23 protein-coding genes are annotated in these 23,852 nt (G+C 67.5%); 18 read left to right on the forward strand and 5 right to left on the reverse strand.

Going from position 1 to position 23,852, the window contains the following annotated elements; genetic code table 11:
* Positions 1-27: 27 nt before the first annotated feature.
* Positions 28-2,025, reverse strand: a complete 1,998-nt coding sequence (locus tag OC372_RS18900) for a class I SAM-dependent DNA methyltransferase (protein WP_315985406.1) — start codon at positions 2,023-2,025, stop codon at positions 28-30.
* Positions 2,026-2,053: 28 nt separating this feature from the next.
* A complete protein-coding gene (locus OC372_RS18905; protein WP_262003775.1) occupies positions 2,054-3,082 on the reverse strand; it encodes a restriction endonuclease in 1,029 nt (342 codons plus the stop codon).
* A 271-nt stretch (positions 3,083-3,353) separates the two neighbouring features.
* Here OC372_RS18905 and OC372_RS18910 point away from each other — a divergent pair, with 271 nt between their 5' ends.
* Positions 3,354-4,568: an exonuclease domain-containing protein gene (locus OC372_RS18910; protein WP_262003777.1), complete on the forward strand. Its 1,215-nt coding sequence runs from the start codon at positions 3,354-3,356 to the stop codon at positions 4,566-4,568.
* Positions 4,569-4,606: 38 nt separating this feature from the next.
* On the opposite strand, the gene OC372_RS18915 is transcribed toward OC372_RS18910, so the two are convergent.
* Entirely contained in the window at positions 4,607-5,311 is a 705-nt protein-coding gene (locus OC372_RS18915; protein WP_262003779.1) for a GntR family transcriptional regulator, read from the reverse strand.
* A gap of 164 nt (positions 5,312-5,475) precedes the next feature.
* Between OC372_RS18915 and OC372_RS18920 the strand changes: the two genes are divergently transcribed.
* The 6 genes from OC372_RS18920 to OC372_RS18945 are packed head-to-tail and all read left to right on the forward strand — an operon-like array spanning position 5,476 to position 12,019.
* Complete coding sequence (locus OC372_RS18920) at positions 5,476-6,519, forward strand: autoinducer 2 ABC transporter substrate-binding protein (protein ID WP_262003781.1); 1,044 nt, start codon at positions 5,476-5,478, stop codon at positions 6,517-6,519.
* Complete coding sequence (locus tag OC372_RS18925; protein WP_262003783.1) at positions 6,503-8,038, forward strand: sugar ABC transporter ATP-binding protein; 1,536 nt, start codon at positions 6,503-6,505, stop codon at positions 8,036-8,038. Before OC372_RS18920 ends, OC372_RS18925 begins: the two co-directional genes overlap by 17 nt.
* Positions 8,031-8,996 carry an ABC transporter permease gene (locus tag OC372_RS18930; RefSeq protein ID WP_262003785.1) on the forward strand — a complete coding sequence of 322 codons (966 nt, stop codon included), beginning with the start codon at positions 8,031-8,033 and terminating at the stop codon, positions 8,994-8,996. Before OC372_RS18925 ends, OC372_RS18930 begins: the two co-directional genes overlap by 8 nt.
* Positions 8,993-9,961 carry an ABC transporter permease gene (locus tag OC372_RS18935; RefSeq protein WP_262003786.1) on the forward strand — a complete coding sequence of 323 codons (969 nt, stop codon included), beginning with the start codon at positions 8,993-8,995 and terminating at the stop codon, positions 9,959-9,961. The genes OC372_RS18930 and OC372_RS18935 overlap by 4 nt, the downstream gene beginning before the upstream one ends.
* Positions 9,958-10,956 (forward strand): carbohydrate kinase family protein, encoded by a 999-nt coding sequence (locus OC372_RS18940; protein WP_262003789.1) that lies wholly within the window; start codon positions 9,958-9,960, stop codon positions 10,954-10,956. The genes OC372_RS18935 and OC372_RS18940 overlap by 4 nt, the downstream gene beginning before the upstream one ends.
* On the forward strand, positions 10,949-12,019 hold the full coding sequence (locus tag OC372_RS18945) for an ADP-ribosylglycohydrolase family protein (RefSeq protein WP_262003791.1): 1,071 nt from the start codon (positions 10,949-10,951) through the stop codon (positions 12,017-12,019). Before OC372_RS18940 ends, OC372_RS18945 begins: the two co-directional genes overlap by 8 nt.
* Before the next feature lie 54 nt (positions 12,020-12,073).
* On the opposite strand, the gene OC372_RS18950 is transcribed toward OC372_RS18945, so the two are convergent.
* On the reverse strand, positions 12,074-13,576 hold the full coding sequence (locus tag OC372_RS18950; RefSeq protein ID WP_262003793.1) for a SulP family inorganic anion transporter: 1,503 nt from the start codon (positions 13,574-13,576) through the stop codon (positions 12,074-12,076).
* A gap of 141 nt (positions 13,577-13,717) precedes the next feature.
* Between OC372_RS18950 and OC372_RS18955 the strand changes: the two genes are divergently transcribed.
* From OC372_RS18955 to OC372_RS18965, 3 genes are all read left to right on the forward strand, one after another.
* Positions 13,718-14,233: a hypothetical protein gene (locus tag OC372_RS18955; RefSeq protein WP_262003795.1), complete on the forward strand. Its 516-nt coding sequence runs from the start codon at positions 13,718-13,720 to the stop codon at positions 14,231-14,233.
* Between the two features lie 121 nt (positions 14,234-14,354).
* The gene (locus OC372_RS18960) at positions 14,355-14,861 is read left to right on the forward strand and encodes a hypothetical protein (protein WP_262003797.1); all 507 of its coding nucleotides are present in this window, start codon (positions 14,355-14,357) and stop codon (positions 14,859-14,861) included.
* A 117-nt stretch (positions 14,862-14,978) separates the two neighbouring features.
* Complete coding sequence (locus OC372_RS18965; RefSeq protein WP_262003798.1) at positions 14,979-15,890, forward strand: DUF2510 domain-containing protein; 912 nt, start codon at positions 14,979-14,981, stop codon at positions 15,888-15,890.
* Positions 15,891-15,961: 71 nt separating this feature from the next.
* On the opposite strand, the gene OC372_RS18970 is transcribed toward OC372_RS18965, so the two are convergent.
* The gene (locus tag OC372_RS18970; RefSeq protein WP_262003799.1) at positions 15,962-17,206 is read right to left on the reverse strand and encodes an MFS transporter; all 1,245 of its coding nucleotides are present in this window, start codon (positions 17,204-17,206) and stop codon (positions 15,962-15,964) included.
* A gap of 82 nt (positions 17,207-17,288) precedes the next feature.
* Between OC372_RS18970 and OC372_RS18975 the strand changes: the two genes are divergently transcribed.
* From OC372_RS18975 to panB, 8 genes are all read left to right on the forward strand, one after another.
* Positions 17,289-17,591: an ArsR/SmtB family transcription factor gene (locus OC372_RS18975; protein ID WP_262003801.1), complete on the forward strand. Its 303-nt coding sequence runs from the start codon at positions 17,289-17,291 to the stop codon at positions 17,589-17,591.
* Positions 17,592-17,728: 137 nt separating this feature from the next.
* The gene (locus OC372_RS18980) at positions 17,729-18,127 is read left to right on the forward strand and encodes a hypothetical protein (protein WP_262003803.1); all 399 of its coding nucleotides are present in this window, start codon (positions 17,729-17,731) and stop codon (positions 18,125-18,127) included.
* A gap of 49 nt (positions 18,128-18,176) precedes the next feature.
* A complete protein-coding gene (locus tag OC372_RS18985) occupies positions 18,177-18,743 on the forward strand; it encodes a TetR/AcrR family transcriptional regulator (protein WP_262003804.1) in 567 nt (188 codons plus the stop codon).
* A 113-nt stretch (positions 18,744-18,856) separates the two neighbouring features.
* Positions 18,857-20,275 (forward strand): MFS transporter, encoded by a 1,419-nt coding sequence (locus OC372_RS18990; RefSeq protein ID WP_262003805.1) that lies wholly within the window; start codon positions 18,857-18,859, stop codon positions 20,273-20,275.
* Between the two features lie 222 nt (positions 20,276-20,497).
* On the forward strand, positions 20,498-21,427 hold the full coding sequence (locus tag OC372_RS18995) for a DUF2520 domain-containing protein (RefSeq protein WP_262003807.1): 930 nt from the start codon (positions 20,498-20,500) through the stop codon (positions 21,425-21,427).
* On the forward strand, positions 21,424-22,404 hold the full coding sequence (gene panC, locus OC372_RS19000; protein ID WP_262003809.1) for a pantoate--beta-alanine ligase: 981 nt from the start codon (positions 21,424-21,426) through the stop codon (positions 22,402-22,404). Before OC372_RS18995 ends, panC begins: the two co-directional genes overlap by 4 nt.
* On the forward strand, positions 22,404-22,796 hold the full coding sequence (gene panD / locus OC372_RS19005) for an aspartate 1-decarboxylase (protein WP_105711808.1): 393 nt from the start codon (positions 22,404-22,406) through the stop codon (positions 22,794-22,796). Before panC ends, panD begins: the two co-directional genes overlap by 1 nt.
* Positions 22,793-23,662, forward strand: a complete 870-nt coding sequence (gene panB, locus OC372_RS19010; protein WP_262003811.1) for a 3-methyl-2-oxobutanoate hydroxymethyltransferase — start codon at positions 22,793-22,795, stop codon at positions 23,660-23,662. The genes panD and panB overlap by 4 nt, the downstream gene beginning before the upstream one ends.
* The last annotated feature ends 190 nt before the right edge of the window (positions 23,663-23,852 follow it).

Consider the following 23,852-nt stretch of genomic DNA (forward strand, 5'->3'; position numbering starts at 1 on the left):
TGACAACTCTTCCGAACCGAACTGTGCTCACCGCTCGACCTCAAGAAGCATGGCCCGCAGTTCGTCAATAGCGACCTCAAGATCACGGTCGATCTCGTCGAGTGAACGCGGTGGCACGTATCGGTAGAAGTGTCGGGCGAAGGGGATTTCTGCACCTTCTTTGGACTTAGCTCGGTCCACCCACGCGTCCGATGCGTGCGGCAAAATCTCACGACTCACATACTCGTCAACGTCCTCGTTCCAGGGCACATTCTCGGTGTCCCGCAGCGACGGGTCGGGCTCGACGTTGCCCTTCGAATCGCGGCACACGTCCGCGGTGTCGTCTTGTTCGCCGAGCCCCACCGTTATTGCCTTGACCAGCGGAGTGCTTAGACCGAACTCTGCCGCCCGTGCCGCATCCGTCAAAGCCTCATGAAATCGTGCTCGGTTCTTCCACGTGGTCTCTGAGCCGAGGCTTTCCAGGATGGAGCGCAGGGCCGCGGCGTCCACCTCGCTCAATTTCTGTGTCGTCTTCGCGGTGAAGACCGCATCAATCCGCTCGGCAGTCGCCTGCCAGTTGAGCTTTAGTGGCCGCTCGACGGTGATGGTGCGATAAAGGAAATCTTCGTTTCGGAAGATCTTTGCGCGCTCGTCCTGTTCGAATCCGGAGTAGAGCCTGACGATAGTCTCAATGTCCTTCGCAGAAAGTTGGTTGCGTTTTGACCCGTGGCTCTTTCGAAGCTTGGTGAACATCTCCCGGCCGTCAATGAGCTGAACGCGACCCGCGCGCTCGTTGTTCTTGCGGTTGCTGAGAACCCAAATATAGGTGGAGATGCCGGTGTTATAGAACATGTCCTTCGGCAACCCGATGATCGCCTCAACGAGGTCGTTGACGAGTAGCCACCTTCGGATATTTGACTCGCCCCCACCGGCGCCACCAGAGAATAGCGGCGATCCGTTAAGGACGATCGCGACCCGTGAACCACCATCTTCCTTCTTGCGCATCTTCGACACCAGGTGGAGAAGGAATAGCATCGCACCGTCGCTGACGGTCGGGGTTCCGGGACCGAACCGGCCGTTGAAGCCAAGCTGCGCATGCTCCGCTTCGACATACGAGCGCTGATCTTTCCAGTCGACGCCGAACGGTGGGTTGGAAAGCCCGTAGTCGAACTTCTTGTCCTCAAAGGCGTCTTCCGTGAGGGTGTCACCGAGGGCGATGTTATCGACATCCTGGCCCTTGATGACCATGTCGGCCTTACAGATCGCGTAAGAAGCATCGTTGTAATCCTGCCCGTACAGGCTGAGCTGGATTCCGGGGTTCATCCTGCGCAAGTACTCATCGGCCACCGAGAGCATGCCGCCGGTGCCAGCAGTCGGGTCATAGATCGAACGTACGGCGCCCGGCTTCGAGAGCGCGTCATCGTCGAGAGCGAACAGAAGCTGAACCATGAGGGTGATCACCTCGCGAGGCGTATAGTGGTCGCCCGCTGTTTCGTTCGAGCGCTCGTTCGCCGACCGGATGAGCTCTTCGAACACCAGCCCCATCTCAATGTTGCTGACAACCTCCGGGTGGAAGTCTGCCTGAGCAAATTTCTCCAAAACAGCATAGAGCTTGTTCTTCTCCGCCAGCTTGTTGAGCGTTTTATTGAACTCGAATCGCTCGAAGATGTCGCGCACGTTCTCGGAGAAACCGGCGAGGTAGACCGACAGGTTCGCACGGAGGTCTTGCGGGTCGGCGACGAGCTTTGCGAAGTCGAACGGGCTCGTGTTGTAGAACTGGAGACCAGCCGCTTCAGTCAGTCGGAGGTGCCGCAGCATGTCGGGCATCGACTCCGTCGCCTTCGCGACGTTCAGCACCTTCGGCTTGGTCTCAGAGAGTACCGCATCCAGACGCCGGAGCACCGTAAACGGCAGCACCACCGATCCGTACTCAGCCGGCTTGAATGGGCCGCGCAGAGACTCCGCGATGTTCCAGATGAAGTTGACGTGGTTGACCACTGAAGAGACTCCCGCTTTATCGTCCTCGGGCGCGAAGCCGATGGGCACACGCACTCTTCATCTTCCCCCACAGCGGTCAGTCTTCGGCGCTGTCCGACACGACAAGCACGCTTGTCAGCGGAATCTCCGCGCGCCACCGCTGGGGCAGTTTCTCGTAGTTCTCGAGCACCATCGAGACGAGATCCTCGCCGGTGAGAAGTCGAAGGCCAGGACGCTGTCGTTCGATTGCCAGGGCGTCGCGCGTGTAGGAGCCCAACGTGACGAAAAGCGACAGCTCCCCCAGCCCCTGGGTGCCGATGAGCTGCTGTACCTCGGGGGAGCCGATCGTGCCGGTGTGGTGCTTGCACTGCACCTTGATGAGTGGCGGCTCAACGCCGAGCGGATCACGATGTGCGATCACGTCGACACCGCCATCCTGCGAGTACTGCGTCACGCGAGCCTGGTAGCCCAAGGCGCGGAGAAGCGCAGCCGTGAAGTCCTCGAACTCCTGGTGAGTCAGCCGTTTGTGAAGCGCCTCCAAAACGAAGTCGCGCGTGTGACGCTCGATTCGAGACGCGCGCGGCTCGTCATCCGTGTCGTCTGCCGTCTGCGATTCAATGATCTTCTTCTCGACCGCCTCAGAAACCTGCTCGACCGAGCTGCCGTCACTGTTGAGTGCCGCGAGGAACTCATCGGTGTGGTTTCGGATGCGGAACACTGCGAGAACGGACCCGATCTCGTACAGGGCGGACTGTGTGAAGACAGTCCGGGGCAGACCCAGCTGCTTCCATTCGACCTTGTGGCGGTGTCGATGGACCGGCACGTCGGCTTCGAAGTAGTACGCGCTAGTGACGATTCCGATGTTGATCGTGGAGTTCGGCTTGAACGGAGCCACGATGACATCACCCACCTGCATCTCGTCGCGGAAGCGCACGAGGACCCCTGCCTGCCCTGCGATCGAACGCGGCTTCGCGTCGGGGTTGAGCTCGCTCAGACGCGACTTGATCCCCTCTCGACCGCCACTGATGTCTGTCAGCGAGCCGAGCTCGTCCCAGCCGATGCTGATGAACCCGGCATCGGTGAGTTCGTTGGTGAGCACGTTGTTGTGGACGCCCCAGACATTCATGCAGTTGCTCCTTGGTCGCGGAGGTGACGCCAGCGCTGGCGTTCCAGACAGTGTCATCCTGCCGCACTTTCGATCCCCATCCTGACGGGCAGAGTCGATCGCTTGCAGATCCCGCTCACCGCGGCGGTCCTCCTCTTCTCGACGGTGCGCAAACGTCGGCCCTCAAGGCTGGCTAGTTCGTTCGGCGCGCCAGGCCAGCGACGAGGGGAATGTGAGGACCGCGAACTTCGCTGGCATCCTCGGCGCGGCCTGCCGTCGATAAGGTGACGTCATGTCTTCGATTCCCGTGCCCTCGTCCGGCTTCGCGACTATCGACTTCGAGACGACGGGCTTCTATGCCGAGGGGACTGACCGGGCGATCGAGATCTCTGTGGTTCACTCTGAGCCGGACGGCACGATCACGGGTCAGTGGGAGACGCTCATCAACCCGGGCCGAGACCTCGGTCGGCAGGACATCCACGGCATCAGCGCCCGGGAGATCCTGCGAGCACCGCAGTTCCGGGGGATCACTGCCGACCTGGTCGATCTGCTCTCACAGCGCGTGGTCGTGGCGCACAACGCCTCCTTCGACATGCGTTTCCTCGAAGCCGAGTTGGGGCGCGCGGCCTACTGGGCAGGCGTGCCATTCGTCAGCCTCTGCACGATGCGACTGGCGCGCACCCACCTCGGCGGGAGCAGCACACTAGCTGATTGCTGTGCGGCGTTCGATATCGACCTCAGTGGGGCGCATCGTGCAGCCGTCGATGCGCGCGCGACGGCTGAGTTGCTCGGTGCTTTCGTGGCGAGCACGGAACAGTCCTCTTGGCGCGACCTACTCGGGCAGGCCGAGCGTCTGGCCCCGTACACAGGGGAGCGCGGAGAGTGGCTCGCGCGATCCAACGTCGAGGACTACTCGCCGAGCTTCTTGGAGCGGATCATCGACCGCGTTCCGGATGTGAGCGACTCCGACGAGCAAGCGGAGTATGTCGCCCTCGTCGAGCGGTGCCTCCTCGATCGCTACCTGTCGGAGCACGAGAAGGATGCCCTCGTCGCGTTCGCGGATCGAGTGGGTCTGCCGCGCGCAACGGTCGAGCGGCTGCATCGCGACTACCTCGCCGCGCTGGTCAAGATCGCCTGGGCAGATGGCGTGATCACTGAGGATGAGCGCGCCGACCTGATCTCGGTCGCGCAGCTTCTGGAGGTGCCCGTGGAGATCGTGCTGGATGCGGTTGCTCAGCCGGTCGAGATCGCAGTACCGCCGGCGACGACGGTGTTCACGTTGAATCCCGGGGACATCGTCGTTCTGACCGGTGAGATGACTCGAGCGCGCTCCGAGTGGGAGCAGCGCCTCCGCGAACACGGGATCGTAGCGAAGCCTGCTGTAACGAAGGCGGCGCGCCTCGTGGTCGCGGCCGACCCTGACTCGCTTTCCGGCAAAGCACGCAAGGCGCGCGACTACGGCATTCCCATCGTCGGGGAGTCCTGGCTCGCTGAGCGCTACGCCTGATCTACCCGGGTAGATCGGACAGACCCCTCCGGCCCCCTCTACTGCGTCAGCTTCACGAAGTACTCATACCGGTCACCCGGTGATGAGCTCGACACGTACTCCACCGGCCGCCCGGAGGTGTCGCTCGTCCACCGGTTGATCGTCAGCAGCGGGAACCCCTCCGCGACTCCCAGCGCCGCCGCCTGCTCGGGCGTCGCGGCCTCGGCGCGGATCTTCTCGCTCGCCTCTTTCAGGTAGATGCCGAGCTCCGCGAACAGCGCATACAGCGACTGGGTCCGCTCCAACTCCGAGGCCTTGAGCCGCGCACCGATCTCGTCGGGCACCCACGACACCATGAGGCAGAACGGGCGGTCGTCGTTCATGCGCACGCGGGAGATGCGCCAGAGGTGTGCTCCGGGCAGGAAGTCGGTGGCGTTGAGAGGCGGCGAGGGGTCGGGCTCGATCACGATGTCGCGGATGCCGGGCCGCAGGCCGAGGTCGCGCATCACGTCGGTGAAGCTGCGCAGGTCGCCGAGTGTGTGCGTCATGCCCTGCTCGCTGACGTAGGTGCCCGAGCCGCGCTGGCGCCGCAGCAGATTCACCTGCGTGAGCACGTTGAGGGCCTGGCGCACCGTGTTGCGGCTGACGCCGAAGAGCTCGCCTAGCTCCAGCTCGCCGGGGAGGCGTTCACCAGACTTCCACCGGCCGTCCGCGATCTCCTGTCGCAGCTGGTCGGCGATCTGCTGGTAGGCCGGCTTCGTCACCCTGTCACTGTGCCACACAGAAGATGTACCTACACATATTTTCAAATGTACCTACACCTGTTGAAGTTGTACCCACAACTTGGTATCGTCGCTTTCACGCTCGCACCCGACGTCACCATACAAGCCAGGCGAGCCACCCCCTCGATCAACGAAGAGAAGAGATCATGCAACGACGCACCCACTTCCGCCGCACCGCAGCGACGGCCGCCGCTCTGCTCGCCGCTCTCGGCCTTCTCGCCGCCTGCACGGCCCCCGACTCGTCCACCTCTCCCGGTGCGACCTCCGGCAGCGGCGACGGCGACACCCGCATCGCCTTCGTCTCTCAGGTTGAGGGCATCCCCTACTTCTCCGGCTTCAAGACCGGCGCCGAGAAGGCCGCCGAGGAGTTCGGCGTCTCGTACACGCAGTCCGGGCCCGCCAAGGCCGACTCCGCCGAGCAGAAGCGCATCGTCGACGGACTCGTCGCCCAGGGCTACGACGGCATCGCGATCTCGCCCCTCGATCCGACCTCGATGGACGGCTCGATCGCCGCGGCATCCTCCGCCGGCCTCGCCGTCATCACCTCGGATGCGGATGCTCCCAACAGCAAGCGCAGCGTCTTCGTCTCGCAGGCGAGCGACGAGGAACTCGGCCAGACGGCCATGGACCAGATCGCCGACCAGGCCGGAGGCAAGGGCCAGTACGCGATCGTCTCCGGCGCAGCGGATGTCGCGACCTTCAACTCCTGGTCGCAGGCGGCCGTCGATCGCCAGGAATCCGAGTACCCCGACATGGAGCTTGTGGGCGGCATCCGCCACACCGCCGACAGTGCCGAAGCCCTGCGCGAGGCCCAGGATCTGCTGACCGCCTACCCCGACCTCGCCGGCATCATCGCCGTGCCCTCGACCGCGGTCCCGGGCGTCGCCCAGGCCGTGCAGAACGCGGGCAAGGCCGGCGACGTGGCCGTGACCGGCTTCGGCAGCCCCAAGACCGTCGCCCCCTTCATCGCCTCGGGCGTCATGAAGTCCAGCGTGCTGTGGAACGTCGAAGACCTCGGCTACCTCACCGTCTGGGCGCTCACGCAGGTCATCGAGGGCAAGGACTTCGCCGCCGAGAACGACGTGCCGGGACTCGATGAGCCCGTCCGCTACGACGAAGCCACCCAGACCCTGCTGCTCGGCCAGCCGACCGTGTTCACCAAGGAGAATGTCGATGACTTCGACTTCTGACCCCACCCCGCTCCTCGCGGTCAGCGGCCTCTCGAAGAGGTTCGGCGCGGTCGTCGCGTTGGAAGACGTCTCCCTCGAGGTGCGCCGCGCCGAACGCCTCGCGATCATGGGCGAGAACGGCGCTGGCAAGTCCACGCTCATGAAGCTCCTCGCCGGGGTCTACAGCCCCGACGAGGGCTCCATGACCCTCGACGGCGAGACCTACGCCCCCGCCGACCCGCACGCCGCCCTCGCCCTCGGCGTCTCGACGGTGTACCAGGAGCCGGCCTTCTTCGCCCACCTCTCGGTGATCGAGAACCTGTTCATGGGCAACCTGCCCCGCACCCGGCTCGGCTCCGTCGACGCCAGGGCGATGCGCCGCGAGGCCACCGCGCTGCTCCGCCGACTCCACCTGCCGGAGAAGCTCCTCGACCGGAAGATGGGGGAGTTGTCGCTCGGCGAGCAGCAGCAGGTGCTCATCGCCCGCGCCGTGCGGGTCGACGCGCGCATCCTCATCCTCGACGAGCCGACCTCGATCCTCACCCGAGCCGAATCGGAGCGCCTCTTCGACATCGTCGACACGCTGATCGCCGCGGGCACCTCGGTCGTCTCGATCACCCACCGCTTCGACGAGCTCGAGCGCCTGGGCGACCGGTTCATCGTGCTCCGCGACGGCCGGTACGTCGGCGAGACCGACGACCCCGCCCAGGAGCCGCTCCTGAAGATGATGGGCGGACGCTCGGGCGCTGCCCTGGCCCCGCTCGCCGCCGAAGAGCGCCCGCCCCTTCCCGCGGGCACCGCGCCCACGCTGACCGTGGACGGTCTGACCGTCGACGGACAGTTCGCCGACATCTCGTTCGAGGTGTTCCCCGGACGCATCACGGGTCTGTACGGACTCGTCGGCGCCGGCCGTAGCGAGGTCGCCCTCACGATCTTCGGCGCGACCGGCGTCACCTCCGGCGCGATGACCCTCGGCGGACGCCCGTTCACCCCGCGGAGCACCCGCGACGCGCTGAACCACGGCGTCGCCTACGTCCCGGAAGACCGCAAGACCCAGGGCGTCTTCCCGTTCATGAACGTCACCGAGAACCTCACGGCATCCACGCACGAGAAGATCACCACGACCGGCGTCATCCGCGTCGCCAAGGAGCAGGGGTTCGTCTCGTCCTGGATCACGAAGTTCTCGATCAAGACCGCGACCAGCCGCGCCGGCATCCTCACCCTCTCGGGCGGAAACCAGCAGAAGACGCTCCTCGCCCGCGCCGTCGCCACCGAGCCGCGGCTGCTGATCCTCGACGAGCCGACCCGTGGCATCGACGTCGCCACCAAGGCGGAGATCCACCGGGACATCCGCGAGCTCGCCGCGACCGGTGTCGCCGTGCTCGTCATCAGCAGCGAGCTGCCCGAGCTGATCGCTCTGTCCGACCACGTCCACGTCCTGAGAGAGGGGCACATGACCGCCTCGTTCACCCGCGAGCAGGCGACAGAGGATGCCGTGCTCCGCGCCGCCGTCGGAGCGGGGGTGAGCGCAGATGGCTGACTCCCGAACCCTCCGGCGCGTGCAGCTCGCGCTGCTTCCGGTGCTCCTCGTCGTCGAGTTCATCGTCTTCTCGCTGCTGTCGCCGCGCTTCTTCACCCCGGAGAACCTCGCGAACATCGCCTACAACTCCGCCGACCTCGCGCTGGTCGCCGCCGGCGTCACGCTCGTCGTGATCCTGGGCGGCATCGACGTCTCCACCGGCTTCGCGGTCGGCATCGTCGCCTGGACCGTCGCGAAGCTCAGCGGCGCAGGGCTCCCCGCCTTCGTGGTGGTCTTCGCCGCCCTCGTCGTCGGCGCCCTGCTCGGCGCGATCAACGGGAGCCTCGTCACGTTCGGCAAGGTACCGCCCATCATCGCGACGCTCGGCACCGCGGCGATCTTCCAGACCGCGCTCTTCGCCCTCTGGAACAGCAACGACCTGTTCGCCAGCCCGATCGCCCCGATCTTCTCGGGCGAACGCGTGCTCGGCGTGCCCATGGTCGTCGGCCTGGTGATCGTCGTCTACGCCTTCCTCGCCTGGTTCATGCACAAGCGCCCCTCGGGCCGCGAGCTGTATGCGACCGGCTCGAACCCCGAGGCCGCCCGCCTGGCCGGCATCCGGGTCCGCAGACTCACGTTCCTGAGCTACCTCACGATCGGTGTGCTCGTCGGACTCGCGGGCCTGATCTACGTCGGCCGGGTCGGCGTGGTGCAGGCCTCGAGCGGCAACGAGCTGACGCTCCTCGCGATCGCCGCGGTCGTCGTCGGCGGCACCTCGATCCTCGGCGGCGAAGGATCCGTCCTCCGCACCCTCGGCGGCCTCGTCTTCATCGTCGTGCTGCAGAACGGGATCGTCCTCGCCGGCGTCCCGCCGCTGTGGAACGGACTCATGGTCGGCACCACGATCATCCTCGCCGTGGCCATCGACGTCCTCGCCGCCCGCAAGGCCAACCGCCCCATCCTGAGAGGTCTCGCATGAACCGCGTGATGAGGTCTGTTCCGTGGAGTGACCGCCGCGTCTCGCTGGCGCTGCTCATCGTCATCGCGGTCGTCGTGATGAGCCTGCTGTCGCCGTACTTCCTGCGCCCCGACAACCTGCTCTCCATGACGCAGTACGGCGCCGTGCTCGGCCTGCTCGCCCTCGGGCAGAGCATCGTCATCCTCGGCGGAGGCGGCGGCATCGACCTGTCGGTCGGCTCGACCATGAGCCTGTCGGGCGTGGTCTTCGGACTTCTCGCAGTCAACGTCGGACTCGATCCGTGGGTCGCAGCGCTCGGCGCGATCGCGGCCGGAGCCCTCTTGGGTGGCGTCAACGCGGCGCTCATCACCCTGCTCCGCATCCCGCCGCTGATCGCGACGATCGCCACGCTGTACCTGTTCGCCTCCGCGGCGCTGGTGCTCACGAACGGCATCGACATCAACGGATTCGACCGCTCCGGCTTCGCGTTCCTCGGTCAGAGCAAGATCGCCGGCTTCCCGACGCAGGTCATCCTGGTGCTCCTGCCCGCCTACGTCATAGCCGCGATCGTCCTGTCGCGGACACCCACCGGACGCCGCATCTACGAGACCGGCAACAACGCGCAGGCAGCTCTCCTCACCGGAGTGAACGTGCGCGCCACCCGCGCCGGGCTCTACATCACCTCCGGTGCGCTCGCCGGTCTCGCGGCCGTCGTCAACGCCTCGTGGCTGCTGAACGCGAAAGCGGCGGCGGGCGCGGGAATGGAGCTGCAGTCGATCACCATCGCGGTCCTCGGCGGCATCGTCATCACCGGCGGCATCGGCCGGGTGTCGGGGACACTGCTGGGCCTCGTGCTCGTCGTGATCCTGAACTCGGGCCTGCAGCTGGCGGGCGTGAGCAACACCTGGCAGATCGGACTCCTCGGCGCCGTCCTCATCGTCAGCGTCCTGATCGACACCCTGCGAGTACGGAGGCAGCGCACATGAGCGAGCTCAGCACCCTCATCCCCTCGACCCCGGTGCGGGGCGAGCGGGCGATCGACCTGCTCGTGGTCGGAGATACCGGCATCGACCTCATGGTCGACGTCGACACCCTCCCCGGTCGCGACGCGAAGTCCATCGGCCGGAGCCTCGGCATCCACCCCGGCGGCATGGGCGCGAACTTCGCCGTCGCCGCGGGGCTGGCCGAACCGCTGCTGCGCGTCTCGCTGTTCTCGCGGGTCGGCGACGACCCGTTCGGCATCGGATGCATCCGCGCCCTCGCCAGCGCGGGGATCGCGACCGACCACGTCGAGGTGATGGCAGACGAACTCACCTGGTGGTGCGCCGTCGCGGTCGCCGCCGACGGGGAGAAGAGCCTCCTCGGCGGTCGCACGCCCGCTTCGCTGCCGGACGCTTCGCGTGTCGGGGCGGACGTGCTGGCAGCGACCCGCTGGCTGCACGTGCTCGCCGACGTGCCCGGCTCGGACGACCTGATCCAGCGCGCGCGAGCGGCCGGAGCGGGGACCAGCGTCGACGTCGAAGGCAGTTTCGTCGCCGAGGATCCCGACCGGGCCCGAGCGCTCATCGCGCTGGCCGACCTGGCCATCGTGAACACCGGCGCCGCCCAGACGCTGACCGGCACCACCGACGACGAAGCCGCGCTCCGAGCTCTGCTGCAGGACACGGGGCACCGCGTGGTCGTTCTGACTCGCGGTGCCGGAGGTTCCCTGCTCGGGGCATCCGCCGGCGACGGCTCGATCGCGATCTGGTCGCAGCCCAGCGTGCAGGTACCCCGCGTAGTCGACACCACCGGAGCGGGCGATGCCTTCGCCGGCACGGTGATCGCGGCACTGCTCGCGGACCGCAGCGTCGACCACGCTCTCACAGCCGCGGCCGCCCACGCGGCCCGCGCCATCAGCCACCTTGGCTCCCGCTCCGGCGGGTTACCCGGGTGGCCGCATTCCCACGACTCACAAGAAAGAGGAGACATCCATGACTGAACCGACCGCCACGACCCCGCAGACCGACCCGACGCGGTTCACCCGCCTCGAGGACAAGATCCTCGGATCGCTCGCGACCGCGGTGATCGGTGATGCGCTCGGCGCGCCGACCGAGACGCGGAGCATCCCGCAGATCCGCGCGCTCTTCGGCGGACCGGTGACCGAGTTCCACAAGCCGCTGGCCGACTCGCCCTACTCCAAGGGGCGTCACGCCGCGCAGATCACGGACGACAGCAGCCAGCTGCTCATGCTCGCCGAGGTCTTCATCCGAACGGGCACCGCGATCACTTCGCGCGACGTCGCCGACATGATCCTCGAGTGGTCGACGAACACCGACTACTTCCCGCACTTCGCCGGCCCCACGACCCGTCGTGCCGTGGCCGCGCTCAAGGAAGGGGCCGACCCCGAAACGATCGGCGCTGCGGGTGACGAGGCCACGACCGGGGCGAGCAACGGTGCCGCGATGCGCGCCGGTGCGGCCGGACTCGCCCACCCGGGCGACGTGAACGGCGCTGTGCAGGCGGCGCTGATCACGGCACGCCCCAGCCACTTCACCTCGGTCGGTGTCGCCGGAGCAGCGGCCGTCGCGGGTGCCGTCGCCGCGGCGCTCGTCGACGACGCGACCGTGACCGATGTCGTGGACGCGTTCCTCTGGGCTGCCCTGGAAGGCGAGCGACTCGGGCGTGAGCTCGGCCGCGAGGTCCCGGCCCCCAGCGTCTACGAGCGGGCCAAGCGCGCCGCCGAGATCGCGATCACCGAGCGCGACCAGGACCGACTCGTCACGCGCATCGCCGCCGAGATCGGCACGGGCCTGCCGGCCGCCGAAGCGGTTCCCGCCGCACTCGGCTTCTTCGTCGCCGCTGCGGGCGACCCATGGCTCACGGTGCAGGCCGCCGCGAACGCGGGCGACGACACCGACACGGTCGCGTGCATGGCCGGCTCAATCGCCGGGGCGTTCTCGGGCTTTGCCGCGGTGCCGCGCGACAAGTACGCGCAGGTGCTGGAGGCCAACCCGATCGACATCGCCGACGTCGCCAAGCGATTGTACGAGACCGTTCGCTGACCCGCAGCGGACAGAGAGGGGCCGGGCCGCTGCGGTCCGGCCCCTTCTTCGTCGCTACTCGAATCCACCCGTCAACCGCCCGCGCATCCGCGAACTACTCTCATTCATCCCGTCGATCTCCACCGTCTTCCCCAGCGCCTGGTACTTCGTCTCGATCGCATCCAACGCGGCAACGGTCGACGCATCCCAGATATGCGACCCCGACAGATCAACAACAACGCGAGATGGATCATCTGAGTACGAGAACAACGTCGTCAGGTCGTTGCTCGACGCGAAGAACAGCTCCCCCTCCACGACGTACGTCACAACGTCACCCGCCGCACCGAGAACCCGAGTCACCGACACGAAGTGCGCCCCCCGCCGCACGAACAGCACCGACGCGACCAGCACCCCACCGACGACCCCGACCGCCAGATTGTGCGTCAGCAAGACAAGAACAACGGTCGCCACCATCACGAACGTCTCGCTCTTCGGCATCCGCTTCAACGTTGACGGTCGCACGCTGTGCCAGTCGAACGCTCCGATCGCGACCATGATCATCACGGCCACGAGCGCAGCCATCGGGATCGTCCCGACGAAGTCGCCGAACACGACCACGAGCAGGAACAGGAAGATCCCGGCGCAGAAGGTCGAGATGCGGGTCCGCGCACCCGAGGCCTTCACGTTGATCATGGTCTGACCGATCACGGCGCAGCCGCCCATGCCGCCGAAGATCCCCGACAGCACGTTCGAGACGCCCTGACCCCACGCCTCACGACTCTTGCGCGAGTGGGTGTCGGTGATCTCGTCGACGAGCTTCGCGGTGAGAAGCGACTCCATCAGCCCGACCAGCGCGACCCCGAGCGCGAACGGCGCGATGATCGTGAACGTCTCCCACGTGAGCGGAACGTTCGGGATGAACAGCTCGGGCAGGCTCTTCGGCAGCTCGCCCTGGTCGCCGACGGTAGGCACGGTGATGCCGAACGCGAGCACGACGCCCGTCACGATCACGACCGACACGAGCGGTGCCGGCACGATCTTGGTGATCTTCGGCATCAGGATCATCACGACGATCCCGAGCGCGACCAGCGGATACACCAGCCACGGCACGTCGACCAGCTGCGGATACTGCGAGCTGAACACGAAGATCGCCAGCGCGTTCACGAACCCGACCATGACGCTGCGGGGGATGAATCGCATGAGCTTCGCGACGCCGATCAGCCCGAGGATCACCTGGAAGATGCCGGCGAGGATGACCGTCGCGATGAAGTAGTCGAGCCCGTACATCGGGGCGACGGGCGCGATCACGAGCGCCACGGCTCCGGTCGCCGCGGTCACCATCGCCGGACGCCCGCCGAGGAACGCGATCGACACCGCCATGATGAATGACGAGAACAGCCCCACCTTCGGGTCGACGCCCGCGATCACCGAGAACGCGATCGCCTCGGGGATCAGCGCGAGCCCCACGACGAGTCCGGCCAGCACCTCGCGGGTCAGCATCCGCGGATTCTTCAGCGCCTGAAGCACCGTGGGATTCGCCCGGTACCGGGCACGATCGTCGATCGTCGTTGCAGACATGGATGCTCCAGGGGAAGGCGCCTCGAGATGAGGCAGACGTTCCAGCGTAGAGCGGATGCTGCGGATGCGGGGCTCCTCCGCCCTTCCTTCCCGCGGACTCCTCCGACATGATGAAGAGGACCGATCTCGAAGGAGTCCTCCGTGTCACCCACACCGCCGCCGGCCCCGCAGGCCGACACCGCCGTCACCGGGCTGCCCGGCGCTGTGGTGATCGCGGGCATCCGCAAAATGCTCATCTGGACCGTCGTCGCCGGAGTCGTGTACTCGGTCTTCATGAGCGGCAGCAAGGGCATCTGCCCGGGCGGCATCGACGCCAACGGTGGGTTCATCGATGCCGACGGCCGCTCGGTCGAGCAGGCGCCGCTCTGCGTCTCGTTGTCGCTCCACCCCAGCGTGTTCGTCTACGTCGGCATCGCACTGATCGTCCTGATCGCGCTCGGCCGCGTCACCAAGGCAGTCGACGCGCGCGCGGCCCTGCGGACGATGGAACGCGCGATCCAAGGAGCCGGCCTGCTCGTCGCCATCGCGCTCGTCGTGTCGCACGTGTGGTTCCAGCTGACCCCGCTCGAGCACTTCTCCTCCGGCTCGTGGACGTACTTCAGTCCGTTCCCGCTCGGGGTCATCGACATTTCGACCAACCCGATGACAGGGCCCTGACGGCGGCATCCAGCACCTCGTAACCCGTCCACCCGACGGCCGGACGAGTACACCGGTATTCCCTGGAGGGGCATCCGCCCGTCTCCGTTCCGTCGCCGGAAGCTGTCCATACAGTGACGGCATGCAGCTCGGATCCGTCGCAGACGTCGTCACCGCACTCACCGCCATCGGAGCCCTCATCGCCGCCGTCTTCGGCGCGAAGAATGCGGCCCGTCTGTTCGGTATCGAAGCGAAGCGGGATGCCGCCGTGGCAGCGCGCGAGGTGCAATCGCAGGCCAGTAAGGCATTCGCGTGGGTGGCGACCCGGATCAGTAAACGAGAGTTCTACGGGGTCGTCATCGTGAACTCCTCCGAGCAGGCGATCTACGACGTCGTCGTCCGCGTGACGGGCGCCGACGAGGTGGAACGGACTCCGGTGCGGCTCACGATCCTGCCGCCCGGTGCGTACTACCTCGAGGAGAGCCCGCAGGCCTATGGCTGGACGTTCGCCTCACGATTGCGCTCGTTCGACGAGGAGATCCGTCCCGTGACGAAGTCGAGGAAGCGCCGCGTCGTCGGGATGTCGTTCCGCGACAGTTCGAACGTCGCCTGGGTTCGCGACGCCGAGGGTCTGCTCGCGCGCGGATAGTGGGAGGGGCACGCGATCGACGTGGGCCGATCGTAGGTCGCTCCCGCCGATCGGGGTCCCCATAACGAAGCAGCAACGCCACTGATCCGGCTCACAGCGTTCTGCCATCATGAGCCCATGACAACACCGAATACCACTCCCGCTGGCTGGTACGACGACGGTTCCGGTCGTCAGCGCTGGTGGGACGGTCAGCAGTGGGGAACTTTCGCCGATGAGCTCAACGCTCCGGCAGCCACGATGACCGCCGCTCCGATCGCGTCCGTGGAGCCCGTCCCGAAGAAGCTCAATGTTCTCGCGCTCGTTTCTGCCATCGTCGCTGCGGTCGGGTTCATCTTCGCCTGCATCCCGGGCGCCCTCATCGTCGGTTGGATCCTGCTGCCGACCGCCTTCGTGCTCAGCATCGTGTCGCTATTCCTGAAGGGCGACAAGAAGTGGCTCGGCATCGTCGGCCTCGTGCTGTCGATCGTCGGCACGATCATCGGGGTCGTCGTGTTCGCCAGTGTCCTCGCGGCCTCTGTCGATGACGCGTTCGGGAGCGGTGAGACGACGGTCACTGAACCCGGCGACTCGGAGAAAGAAGCCGCCCCGGCAGAGGAGGAGTCCACTGACGCAGAGGCCGGCACGCGAGACAACCCGCTGCCGCTCGGATCCAAGATCAGCAACTCCGACTGGACCGTTGTGGTCAACTCCCACAATCCTGACGGCAACACGATCGTCGCCGAAGCCAACCAGTTCAACGAGCCGGCGCCGGCGGGGTCTCACTACGAGATCGTCAACTACACGATCACGTACACAGGCGCGGACTCGTCCTACTCGATGGAGGTCATGGTCGATGCCGTCACCTCGGCGGGCAACGTCATCGACAGCTACGACAGTTTCGTGAGCTTGGCGGACGACTTCTCGCTGGACGAGCTGTATTCGGGCGGGAGCCTCACCGGCTCACAGGCGTTCCTGGTCCCGGACGGCGAGGCGGTCCTCGTTCGTGTGCAGCCCGGATTCCTGGCCGATGAGGTCTTCATCAAGCCGTAGCGGTTTCGCAGTCGCATCGAACCGAGGCCCCGGCTAGCTCATGCTGTCGGGGCCTCGATTTGTAAGCTGACTTACCGCCCCGCCCGCACCCGCAGCCCGAAAGCGACCCCCGCCAGCGCGATCACCACGACCCCGTATCCGACGCACACGGCCTCGAGCCCGACCACACCGACCAGCGCTCCGGCGATCACGGCCGGCACCCCGAACGCCAGGTACGCCAGCAGGTAGATCACGGCGAAGGTGTCGGCGCGCTGCGTCGCCGGGATCCGCGGGGCGAGTGAGGCGACCACTCCCGAGAACGCGGTGCCGAAGCCCATTCCGGTGACCGCGGCCGCGACGAGGTAGAACGGCAGCGACCCGACGCCCAGCGCGATCAGCGACAGCAGAGTTCCGACCGCGAGCGCCGACGTGCCGAACAGCACCATCGACCGCGCGGCGATCTTCCGCAGCACGAACGCCGTCACGGCACCGACCCCGGCGAGCAGCACGACCCCGAGCCCCTGCCACACATGCGCCTCGCCACCGAGCTCGCCCCGCACGATGTTCGCGCCCAGCGACAGGAACAGTCCGCCCGTCGCCCATCCGGCGATCACGGCCGGAGCCCCTCGCCAGAAGTCGGCCCGAATCGCCGGCGGGATCGACAGCCGGAAACTCAGCGACGCCCACACCCCCGGCTTGCGCGGAGCCGTCTCGGGCACCAGGAAGAACAGCGCCGCGAGCAGGACGTACGCCGAGCTCAACGGCGCGAACACGTCGAGCAGCGCCTCGCCGCTGAGGTCGAGCACCACGGCCGATACGAGTGCTCCGAGCGCGAGTCCGATCCCGGGGCTCAGAGCGTTCCACAGCGCCGCGACCCCCGCGCGCCCGCCCGGCGCGAAGTCGAGCACCGTCGCCGACAGCGCCGAGATCAGCAGACCGCTCGCGAAACCCTGCAGGATGCGCGCGAGGAACAGCATCGCGACGGCATCCGCGTGCCAGAACAGGAACATGCTCCCCGCCAGCAGCAGGAACCCCGCGATCGCGACGGGTCGACGGCCGACGTGGTCCGAGAGCGACCCGGCGGTGAGGAGGGTCAGCAGCAGCGCCACCGCGTACACGGCGAACACGGCGCTGATCACGATCGCCTCGAACCCGATGCTCTGCGCGAGCACCGGGTAGAACGGCGACGGCGCACTCGCTCCGACCATCATCAGGATCTGCGCCACGATCGCGAGCACGAACCCGAACCGCGCGCGGGGAACGACGGTGCTCCCGCCGAGTTCCTGTGCCTGTCGAAGGGGCGTCGACGGGCGGACGATCGGCTCGGTGCTGGTCATGGCGACTCCTCTTATGGTTCGAGAATCATCGAACTATCGGAGCGTACTCGCCATCCGTCGATTGTTCAACTATTCTCGAACCATGCCTGGCGATCTTCCGCACCCGGAGCGCTCCGAGATCCAACTCACCGACGTGCTCTTCGCGCTCAGCGACCCCGAGCGCCTCGCCATCGCGCGCCAGCTCGCCGACGGTCCCCTCGACATGGCCGCCTGCCACTCCACCGACCCGAACCTCCCGAAGTCGACCAAGTCGCACTTCATGAAGGTGCTGCGCGAAGCCGGCATCATCCGCAACGAGCCCAACGGCCGCCGACGGATGCTGACGCTGCGCCGCGACGACCTCGACGCGCTCTTCCCCGGGCTGCTGGACTCCGTGCTGCGCTGACCGGCGCGCTCCGGGACCTCAGTGCCGCACGCGATCAGCCCTTCCTCCGATCTCGGCGCCGACTTCGGTCCATCTCTGGCAGCGCAAGGGAGAGCGTTAGTACGTTGGTGTCCGGGGATGAGCAGACCAGGAGGGGCATGATGCGTATCAAGGAACCGGCCGCCAAGCTCGGTTATGTCGTCGCCGTCGCCATCGGACTCATGCTCACGACCGTTCCGCTCGCGGCCGTCAACCTCGACCTCGGGTTCGCGTGGGGAGTCCTGGCCCTCGTGGCAGCTGTCGTCGTGGCGGCTCGAACCTTCCGCAGCGCAGGAGAATCCGATGCTCCTCGACCCTGGTGGAAGATGACGAGCACACGAGGGGGCGGAATCCTCCTCGCCGCGCTGTTCTTCCTTCAGGGAGTCACCACATCCGTCGGCGTCTTCACCGTGTCGAACCCGCCACTCGCGCTCGTCGGCGCTCTCGTGGCGCTGACGCTGTCGGCCTTCTCCCTGAACTCGGCGATCAGGACTCGACCGGTCCCGGCATCGACCTGACTGGCCCGCCCCTTGCAGCTCTCGGCAGGGTGAGTGTACAGTCACTCATATGCCCAGCGCCCGCAGTTCGATCCTCTCCACGGCCGACGCTCGCCGGCCCCTCGTGGCCGCGGCGGCGTTGGCGGCGTTCGCGCGCAGCGGCTATCACGGCACGACCGTCGCCGACGTGGCGCGCGAGGCCAAGATCTCCCCGGCCTACGTCTTCAAGCTGTACTCCGGCAAGGAGGCGCTGTTCGTCGTGGCGCTCGAGGCGTGCTTCGACGCAATCGTCTCCGCCCTCGAAGAAGGGGCGGATGCTGCCGCCGACACCTCACCCGAAGGCGTGCTCGACGCGATGGGCGACGCCTACGCGCACCTCATCTCGGACCGGAAGCTGCTGATGCTGCAGGTGCACGCGCAGTCGGTCGCCGAGATCCCCGCGATCGGGGAGGCGCTGCGCGCGGGACTCGAGCGCGTCACCACGTTCGCGAAGACCCGTTCGCGGGCGAGCGACGACGACGTGCAGCGCTTCATCGCCTACGGGCAGCTCTGTCACCTGATCGTCACCACGCAGCTCGACGGACGCCCGGGGGACTGGGTCGCCCTGCTGACCAAGGGGATCACGCACCCCGATTGATCCACCCCCCCCGGGGCGTCAGCCCTTCTTCATGCCCGCAAGAGTGAGTGAGTAGTCACTCATCCAACCAATGTCGAAGCAGCACGGACAAGAACACAGAAAAGGAGCACGTCATGACCACCCTCACCTCCCTCCCGGCGCTCGCCGCACCGCGCAGTACGCGCCGGTGGCTCGCCCTCAGCGTCCTCGCCCTCGCGCAGTTCCTCGTGGTGCTCGACGCCTCGATCGTGAACATCGCCCTCCCCGTCCTCGGCCGGCAACTCGGCATGGATACCGCCGCCCTCGCCTGGGTTATCACCGCTTACGTGCTCGCGTTCGGCGGACTGCTCCTCCTCGGCGGACGCCTCGCCGACCGCTACGGACACCGCCGGGTGTTCCTGATCGGAACGGCCGGATTCGTGGCGGCATCCGCCCTCGCCGGGCTCTCGGTGTCGAGCGAGATGCTCCTCGCCGCCCGCGCCCTGCAGGGCGTCTCGGCTGCGCTCCTCGCCCCTGCCGCCCTCGCGCTGCTGACCCAGCTGTTCCCGAACGACGCCGAGCGCACCAAGGCGCTGGGTGTGTGGGGAGCCGTCGCCGGCATCGGATCGGCCGCGGGGGTGCTGCTCGGCGGAGTGCTCACGGCGACCCTCGGTTGGCAGTCGGTGTTCTTCGTGAACGTGCCGGTCGGTGCGCTCGTGCTCATCGCCATCCCGCTGCTCATCACCCGCGACGGCATCCGAACTCCCGGGCGCCTGGATGCCGCCGGCGCCGTGACCGTCACCGCCGCACTGGTCGCGCTCGTCGGCGCTCTCAGCGCAGTCGAGCAGGTCGGCTTCGTGCACCCGCTCCCGCTGGGCCTGCTCGCCCTCGCGCTGATCCTCGGCGTCGCCTTCGTGGCGATCGAACGTCGCGCTGCCGAGCCGCTCGTCCCGCTCCGCGTGTTCCGCAACCGCAACCTCGCCCTCGGCAACATCGTCATGCTGCTCGGCGGCGCCACCATGGTCGCGCTCTTCTTCGCCCTCTCGGTGTACATGCAGGCCGTGCTCGGCTACGACGCCCTCACCGCAGGCCTCACGCAGCTGCCCCTCGCCGGCGTGCTCGTGATCGTCGCCGGTGGCGTGCCCGCCGTGATCGCCCGTGTCGGCACGCGGCCGGTGCTGATCGGGGCGCTGCTCGTCCTGGCCGTGGGGCTCCTCTGGCTCGCCGCATCCCCGGCGGATGCCGTGTTCCTCACGCACCTGCTCGGCCCGACCATCCTGATCGGGGTCGGGCTCGGCGGCGCGGTCGTCGCGACGACCCAGCTCGCGGTCGACGGCGTCGAGGGCGGAGAGGCCGGACTCGCCGGCGGACTCGTCAACACCAGCCAGCAGATCGGCGGCGCGATCGGACTGGCCGTGCTCGGCACGGTCGCCGGTCTGCGCACGGCAGCGCTGTCGGCAGAGGGGGCGTCGTCTGCCGAGGCGCTCACCGGCGGATTCTCCTGGCTGTTCCTCGGAGCAGCGGGACTGGCGGTCGTCGGCGTGGGGATCGTCGCGGTCTGGCGTCGCGACTGAGGTCGTTTCAGGGTGGGCCCGTGGAGCGCGTCTCGATGCGCTCCCCGGGCCTCTCCTTTTGGTGTGAGAGCGATATGACATCTACTGATCGCTGGGAGCTACGATAATGACATCCATCTGGGGTCTCGTGATTGTCATATTGCTCTCCGATTTGGAGCGGATGCCGTGAGAGGCGGATACTTCTCGCATCCGGACGGCCCCCAACTCGGCCGGGGAATCGACATGCAGACCTCCTCTTCACTCGCGCCAGGAACGACCATCGCCATCGTCGGCGCCGGTCGTCTCGGACGCGTGCTCGCGCGCTCCCTGCGCACGGCGGGGTTCGACGTCCTCGGCCCCCTCCGCCGCGATCAGTCGATGCCGAACGCCGACGTCGCCCTGCTCTGCGTTCCGGACTCCGCCATCCCGGCCGTCGCGTTCGTCGCTCGACCGCATGTGCGGCTCGTCGGTCACGTCTCGGGTGCCACGCCGCTCGACGACGTCGACTTCAGCATCCACCCCCTGCAGACGTTCACGGGCGCGGAGACTCCCGATGTGTTCCACGGCATCGGCGCCGCGGTCGCCGGCCGCACCGACGATGCCCGCGCCGTGGCCGAGCAGTTGGCCCGGGCTCTCGGTACCCGACCGTTCACGGTCGACGACCGCGCGAGGTATCACGCGGCGGCGTCCTTCGCCTCGAACTTCGTGCTGACGGTGGTCGATGCGGCCGAGCAGCTGGCTGCGGCCGCGGGCATCCCCTCGGATGACGTTCGCCAACTCCTCGCCCCGCTCGTCCGGCGGTCGGTCGAGAACTGGGCGGATGCGGGAGCGCAGGACGCCCTCACCGGACCGATCGCCCGCGGCGACGCGGAGACGGTCGCCCGGCAGAGGTCGGCTGCCGCAGAGCTCGACCTTCAGGACCTGTTCGACGCCCTCGCCGCCGCCACCCGGGCGATCGCCTCTCGCGCCGACGACCCGGTACGGATGTCGGGAGAAGGGACGGATGCCGGGAGAAACGCCGCCGATCGGCCCGACATTCGTCCCTTCTCCCGACAAGTGGACGGCGCGGTGACCGGAGAAGCGACCGTCGAGGTGACAGGCGAAGCGACCGGCGAAGTGACCGGCGAAGTGACCGGAGAAACGACCGGCGAGCCGAAGGAACCGTCCGCATGAGAGTCCTCCGCACCATCCCCGAGGTGCGCGCGGCCGTCCGCGAGGCTCGGCTCGCGAACGGCTCGGTCGGCCTCGTCCCCACGATGGGCGCCTTCCACGACGGACACCTCTCTCTCATGCGGGCCGCGCGCGCGACATCCGATCTCGTCGTCGTCTCGCTCTTCGTCAACCCGACCCAGTTCGGCGCGAACGAAGACCTCAGCTCCTACCCGCGCGATGAGGTCCGCGACGCGGCGCTCGCCGAGGCCGAGGGCGTCGACATCCTCTTCGCCCCGGCGGCATCCGAGATCTACCCCGACGGGTTCGCGACGAACATCCACGTCGCCGGCCTCACCGATGTGCTCGACGGTGCGAGCCGCGGCGCGCACCACTTCGACGGCGTCGCCACGGTCGTCACGAAGCTGTTCGGGATCGTCCGGCCGGATGCCGCGTACTTCGGACAGAAGGATGCGCAGCAGGTGCTCGTCGTGCGCCGCGTCGTGTGCGACCTCGACCTCGACGTGCGCATCGTCGCCTGCCCGATCGTGCGAGAGGCCGACGGACTCGCCATGAGCTCGCGCAACGTCTACCTCGACGATGCCGCGCGGCTGCAGGCGACGGCGTTGAACCGGGCGCTGGATGCGGCGGCCGAGGTGTTCGCGGCGGGGGAGCGCGAGGGTGCGGGCATCCTGTCGGCGGCACGGCGCGTGCTCGAAGACGCCCGGATCTCTGTGGAGTACCTGGAGCTCCGCGATGCCGAGACGCTGAACCCGGTCGTCCGCGTCGAGCGGGACGCGCTGCTCGCGGTCGCCACACGCGTCGGCGCCGCCCGGCTGATCGACAACCATGTGCTGTCCGTTACCGACGTCGCTGATCGGGGTGCCGCTGAACCGGACGTCGCTGAACCGGATGCCGCTGAACCGGACGTCGCTGAACCGGATGCCGCCCTCCCGGATGCCGCCGACCCACACGCCAACGACCCGAAGGGCGATGCCTGATGCGACGCACGATGCTGAAGTCGAAGATCCACCGCGCGACCGTCACCGCCAGCGATCTGCACTACGTCGGCTCGATCACGATCGATCCCATCCTGCTCGAAGCTGCCGACATCCTGCCGCACGAGCAGGTGCACGTCGTCGACGTCGACAACGGCGCGCGCTTCGAGACGTACACGTTGGTGGGGGAGCGCGGATCCGGCGTCATCCAGGTCAACGGCGCCGCGGCCCGCCTCGTGCACACCGGCGACACCATCATCGTCATCTCCTATGCCGACTATTCGCGCGAAGACCTCGCGAGCTACGAACCGGTCGTCGTGCACGTCGACCGGGACAACGCGATCATCCAGGTCGACGACGACGTCGACCGCCTGCTGACGGAGGCCCGCGCATGAGCGCCCACGCCGCCCCGCGCAAACGTGTCACGCTCGCCGCTCTCGCCGCGAAGAAGGATGCCGGCGAGCCGATCGTCATGGTCACCGCCTACGACCACCCGAGTGCGCAGATCGTCGAGGCTGCCGGTGTCGATGTCGTGCTCGTGGGCGACTCGGCCGCGATGACCGTGCTCGGCTACGACAGCACCGTGCCGGTCACGGTCGACGAGATGCTGATGCTGACGAAGGCGGTGCGCCGCGGGCTGACCATGCCGTTGCTCCTCGGCGACCTGCCGTTCGGGTCGTACGAAGCCTCGGACGAGCTCGCCATCGCCACCGCGCAGCGCTTCGTCAAGGAAGCCGGCTGCGACCTGGTGAAGATCGAGCGCGGCGGCACGACCGTCGACCGCGCTCGGGCGCTCGTGCAGGCCGGCATCCCCGTGGTCGGGCACGTCGGGCTCACCCCGCAGACGGCCACGGCGCTCGGCGGCTACCGCGCACAGGGCCGCACCGCCGAAGCGGCGCTCGCCGTGATCGACGACGCCCTCGCCCTGCAGGCCGCCGGCTGCTCGATGCTCGTGGTCGAGGCGGTGCCCTCCGAGGTCACCGCCGCCCTGGTGCCGCTGCTCGACATCCCCGTGATCGGCATCGGAGCCGGAGCGGATGCCGACGGGCAGGTGCTCGTGTTCCACGACCTGCTCGGGCTGTACGACGGCGGGGTGGCCAAGTTCGTGAAGCGGTACGCGGAGTTGCGGGCGGCTGCGATCGGCGGCGTGGAGGCGTATGCGGCGGAGGTGCGCGGGGGTGTGTACCCAGCGAGCGAGCACGGGTATGCGATGCCGGCGGGGGAAGCGGCGCGGCTCGAGGAGTTGCTCGCGGGGCGCTGAGGTGATTCGTGGATAAGTACGTATCTGGGGTGCTTGTGGAGGAGTGTTCCCCGGGGGGCGCTGTGGCGTATTTCTGCGACATTCTGGGATGTGATGCGGAGATAGCTTCGAAGGTAGCGTGTTACCGGGTTAGAATGGAGCATGTCCACTTTGACCGGGTTGCACGAGGCGATGAGTCGCCTCGATGCGG

Origin of the sequence: Microbacterium sp. Mcb102 (genome assembly GCF_024519805.1) — a bacterium.
Taxonomy (GTDB): domain Bacteria; phylum Actinomycetota; class Actinomycetes; order Actinomycetales; family Microbacteriaceae; genus Microbacterium.

What these genes read in the sequence shown, in the direction of transcription:
- OC372_RS18930 (WP_262003785.1), top strand. Translation starts at nt 8,031, where the DNA reads ATGGCTGACTCCCGAACCCTCCGGCGCGTGCAGCTCGCGCTGCTTCCG.
- OC372_RS18935 (WP_262003786.1), top strand. Translation starts at nt 8,993, where the DNA reads ATGAACCGCGTGATGAGGTCTGTTCCGTGGAGTGACCGCCGCGTCTCG.
- OC372_RS18910 (WP_262003777.1), top strand. Translation starts at nt 3,354, where the DNA reads ATGTCTTCGATTCCCGTGCCCTCGTCCGGCTTCGCGACTATCGACTTC.
- OC372_RS18940 (WP_262003789.1), top strand. Translation starts at nt 9,958, where the DNA reads ATGAGCGAGCTCAGCACCCTCATCCCCTCGACCCCGGTGCGGGGCGAG.
- OC372_RS18925 (WP_262003783.1), top strand. Translation starts at nt 6,503, where the DNA reads ATGACTTCGACTTCTGACCCCACCCCGCTCCTCGCGGTCAGCGGCCTC.
- OC372_RS18980 (WP_262003803.1), top strand. Translation starts at nt 17,729, where the DNA reads ATGATGCGTATCAAGGAACCGGCCGCCAAGCTCGGTTATGTCGTCGCC.
- panB (WP_262003811.1), top strand. Translation starts at nt 22,793, where the DNA reads ATGAGCGCCCACGCCGCCCCGCGCAAACGTGTCACGCTCGCCGCTCTC.
- OC372_RS18920 (WP_262003781.1), top strand. Translation starts at nt 5,476, where the DNA reads ATGCAACGACGCACCCACTTCCGCCGCACCGCAGCGACGGCCGCCGCT.
- OC372_RS18995 (WP_262003807.1), top strand. Translation starts at nt 20,498, where the DNA reads ATGCAGACCTCCTCTTCACTCGCGCCAGGAACGACCATCGCCATCGTC.
- OC372_RS18985 (WP_262003804.1), top strand. Translation starts at nt 18,177, where the DNA reads ATGCCCAGCGCCCGCAGTTCGATCCTCTCCACGGCCGACGCTCGCCGG.
- OC372_RS18950 (WP_262003793.1), bottom strand. Translation starts at nt 13,576, where the DNA reads ATGTCTGCAACGACGATCGACGATCGTGCCCGGTACCGGGCGAATCCC.
- OC372_RS18990 (WP_262003805.1), top strand. Translation starts at nt 18,857, where the DNA reads ATGACCACCCTCACCTCCCTCCCGGCGCTCGCCGCACCGCGCAGTACG.
- OC372_RS18945 (WP_262003791.1), top strand. Translation starts at nt 10,949, where the DNA reads ATGACTGAACCGACCGCCACGACCCCGCAGACCGACCCGACGCGGTTC.
- OC372_RS18975 (WP_262003801.1), top strand. Translation starts at nt 17,289, where the DNA reads ATGCCTGGCGATCTTCCGCACCCGGAGCGCTCCGAGATCCAACTCACC.
- OC372_RS18960 (WP_262003797.1), top strand. Translation starts at nt 14,355, where the DNA reads ATGCAGCTCGGATCCGTCGCAGACGTCGTCACCGCACTCACCGCCATC.
- OC372_RS18965 (WP_262003798.1), top strand. Translation starts at nt 14,979, where the DNA reads ATGACAACACCGAATACCACTCCCGCTGGCTGGTACGACGACGGTTCC.
- OC372_RS18905 (WP_262003775.1), bottom strand. Translation starts at nt 3,082, where the DNA reads ATGAATGTCTGGGGCGTCCACAACAACGTGCTCACCAACGAACTCACC.
- OC372_RS18970 (WP_262003799.1), bottom strand. Translation starts at nt 17,206, where the DNA reads ATGACCAGCACCGAGCCGATCGTCCGCCCGTCGACGCCCCTTCGACAG.
- panC (WP_262003809.1), top strand. Translation starts at nt 21,424, where the DNA reads ATGAGAGTCCTCCGCACCATCCCCGAGGTGCGCGCGGCCGTCCGCGAG.
- panD (WP_105711808.1), top strand. Translation starts at nt 22,404, where the DNA reads ATGCGACGCACGATGCTGAAGTCGAAGATCCACCGCGCGACCGTCACC.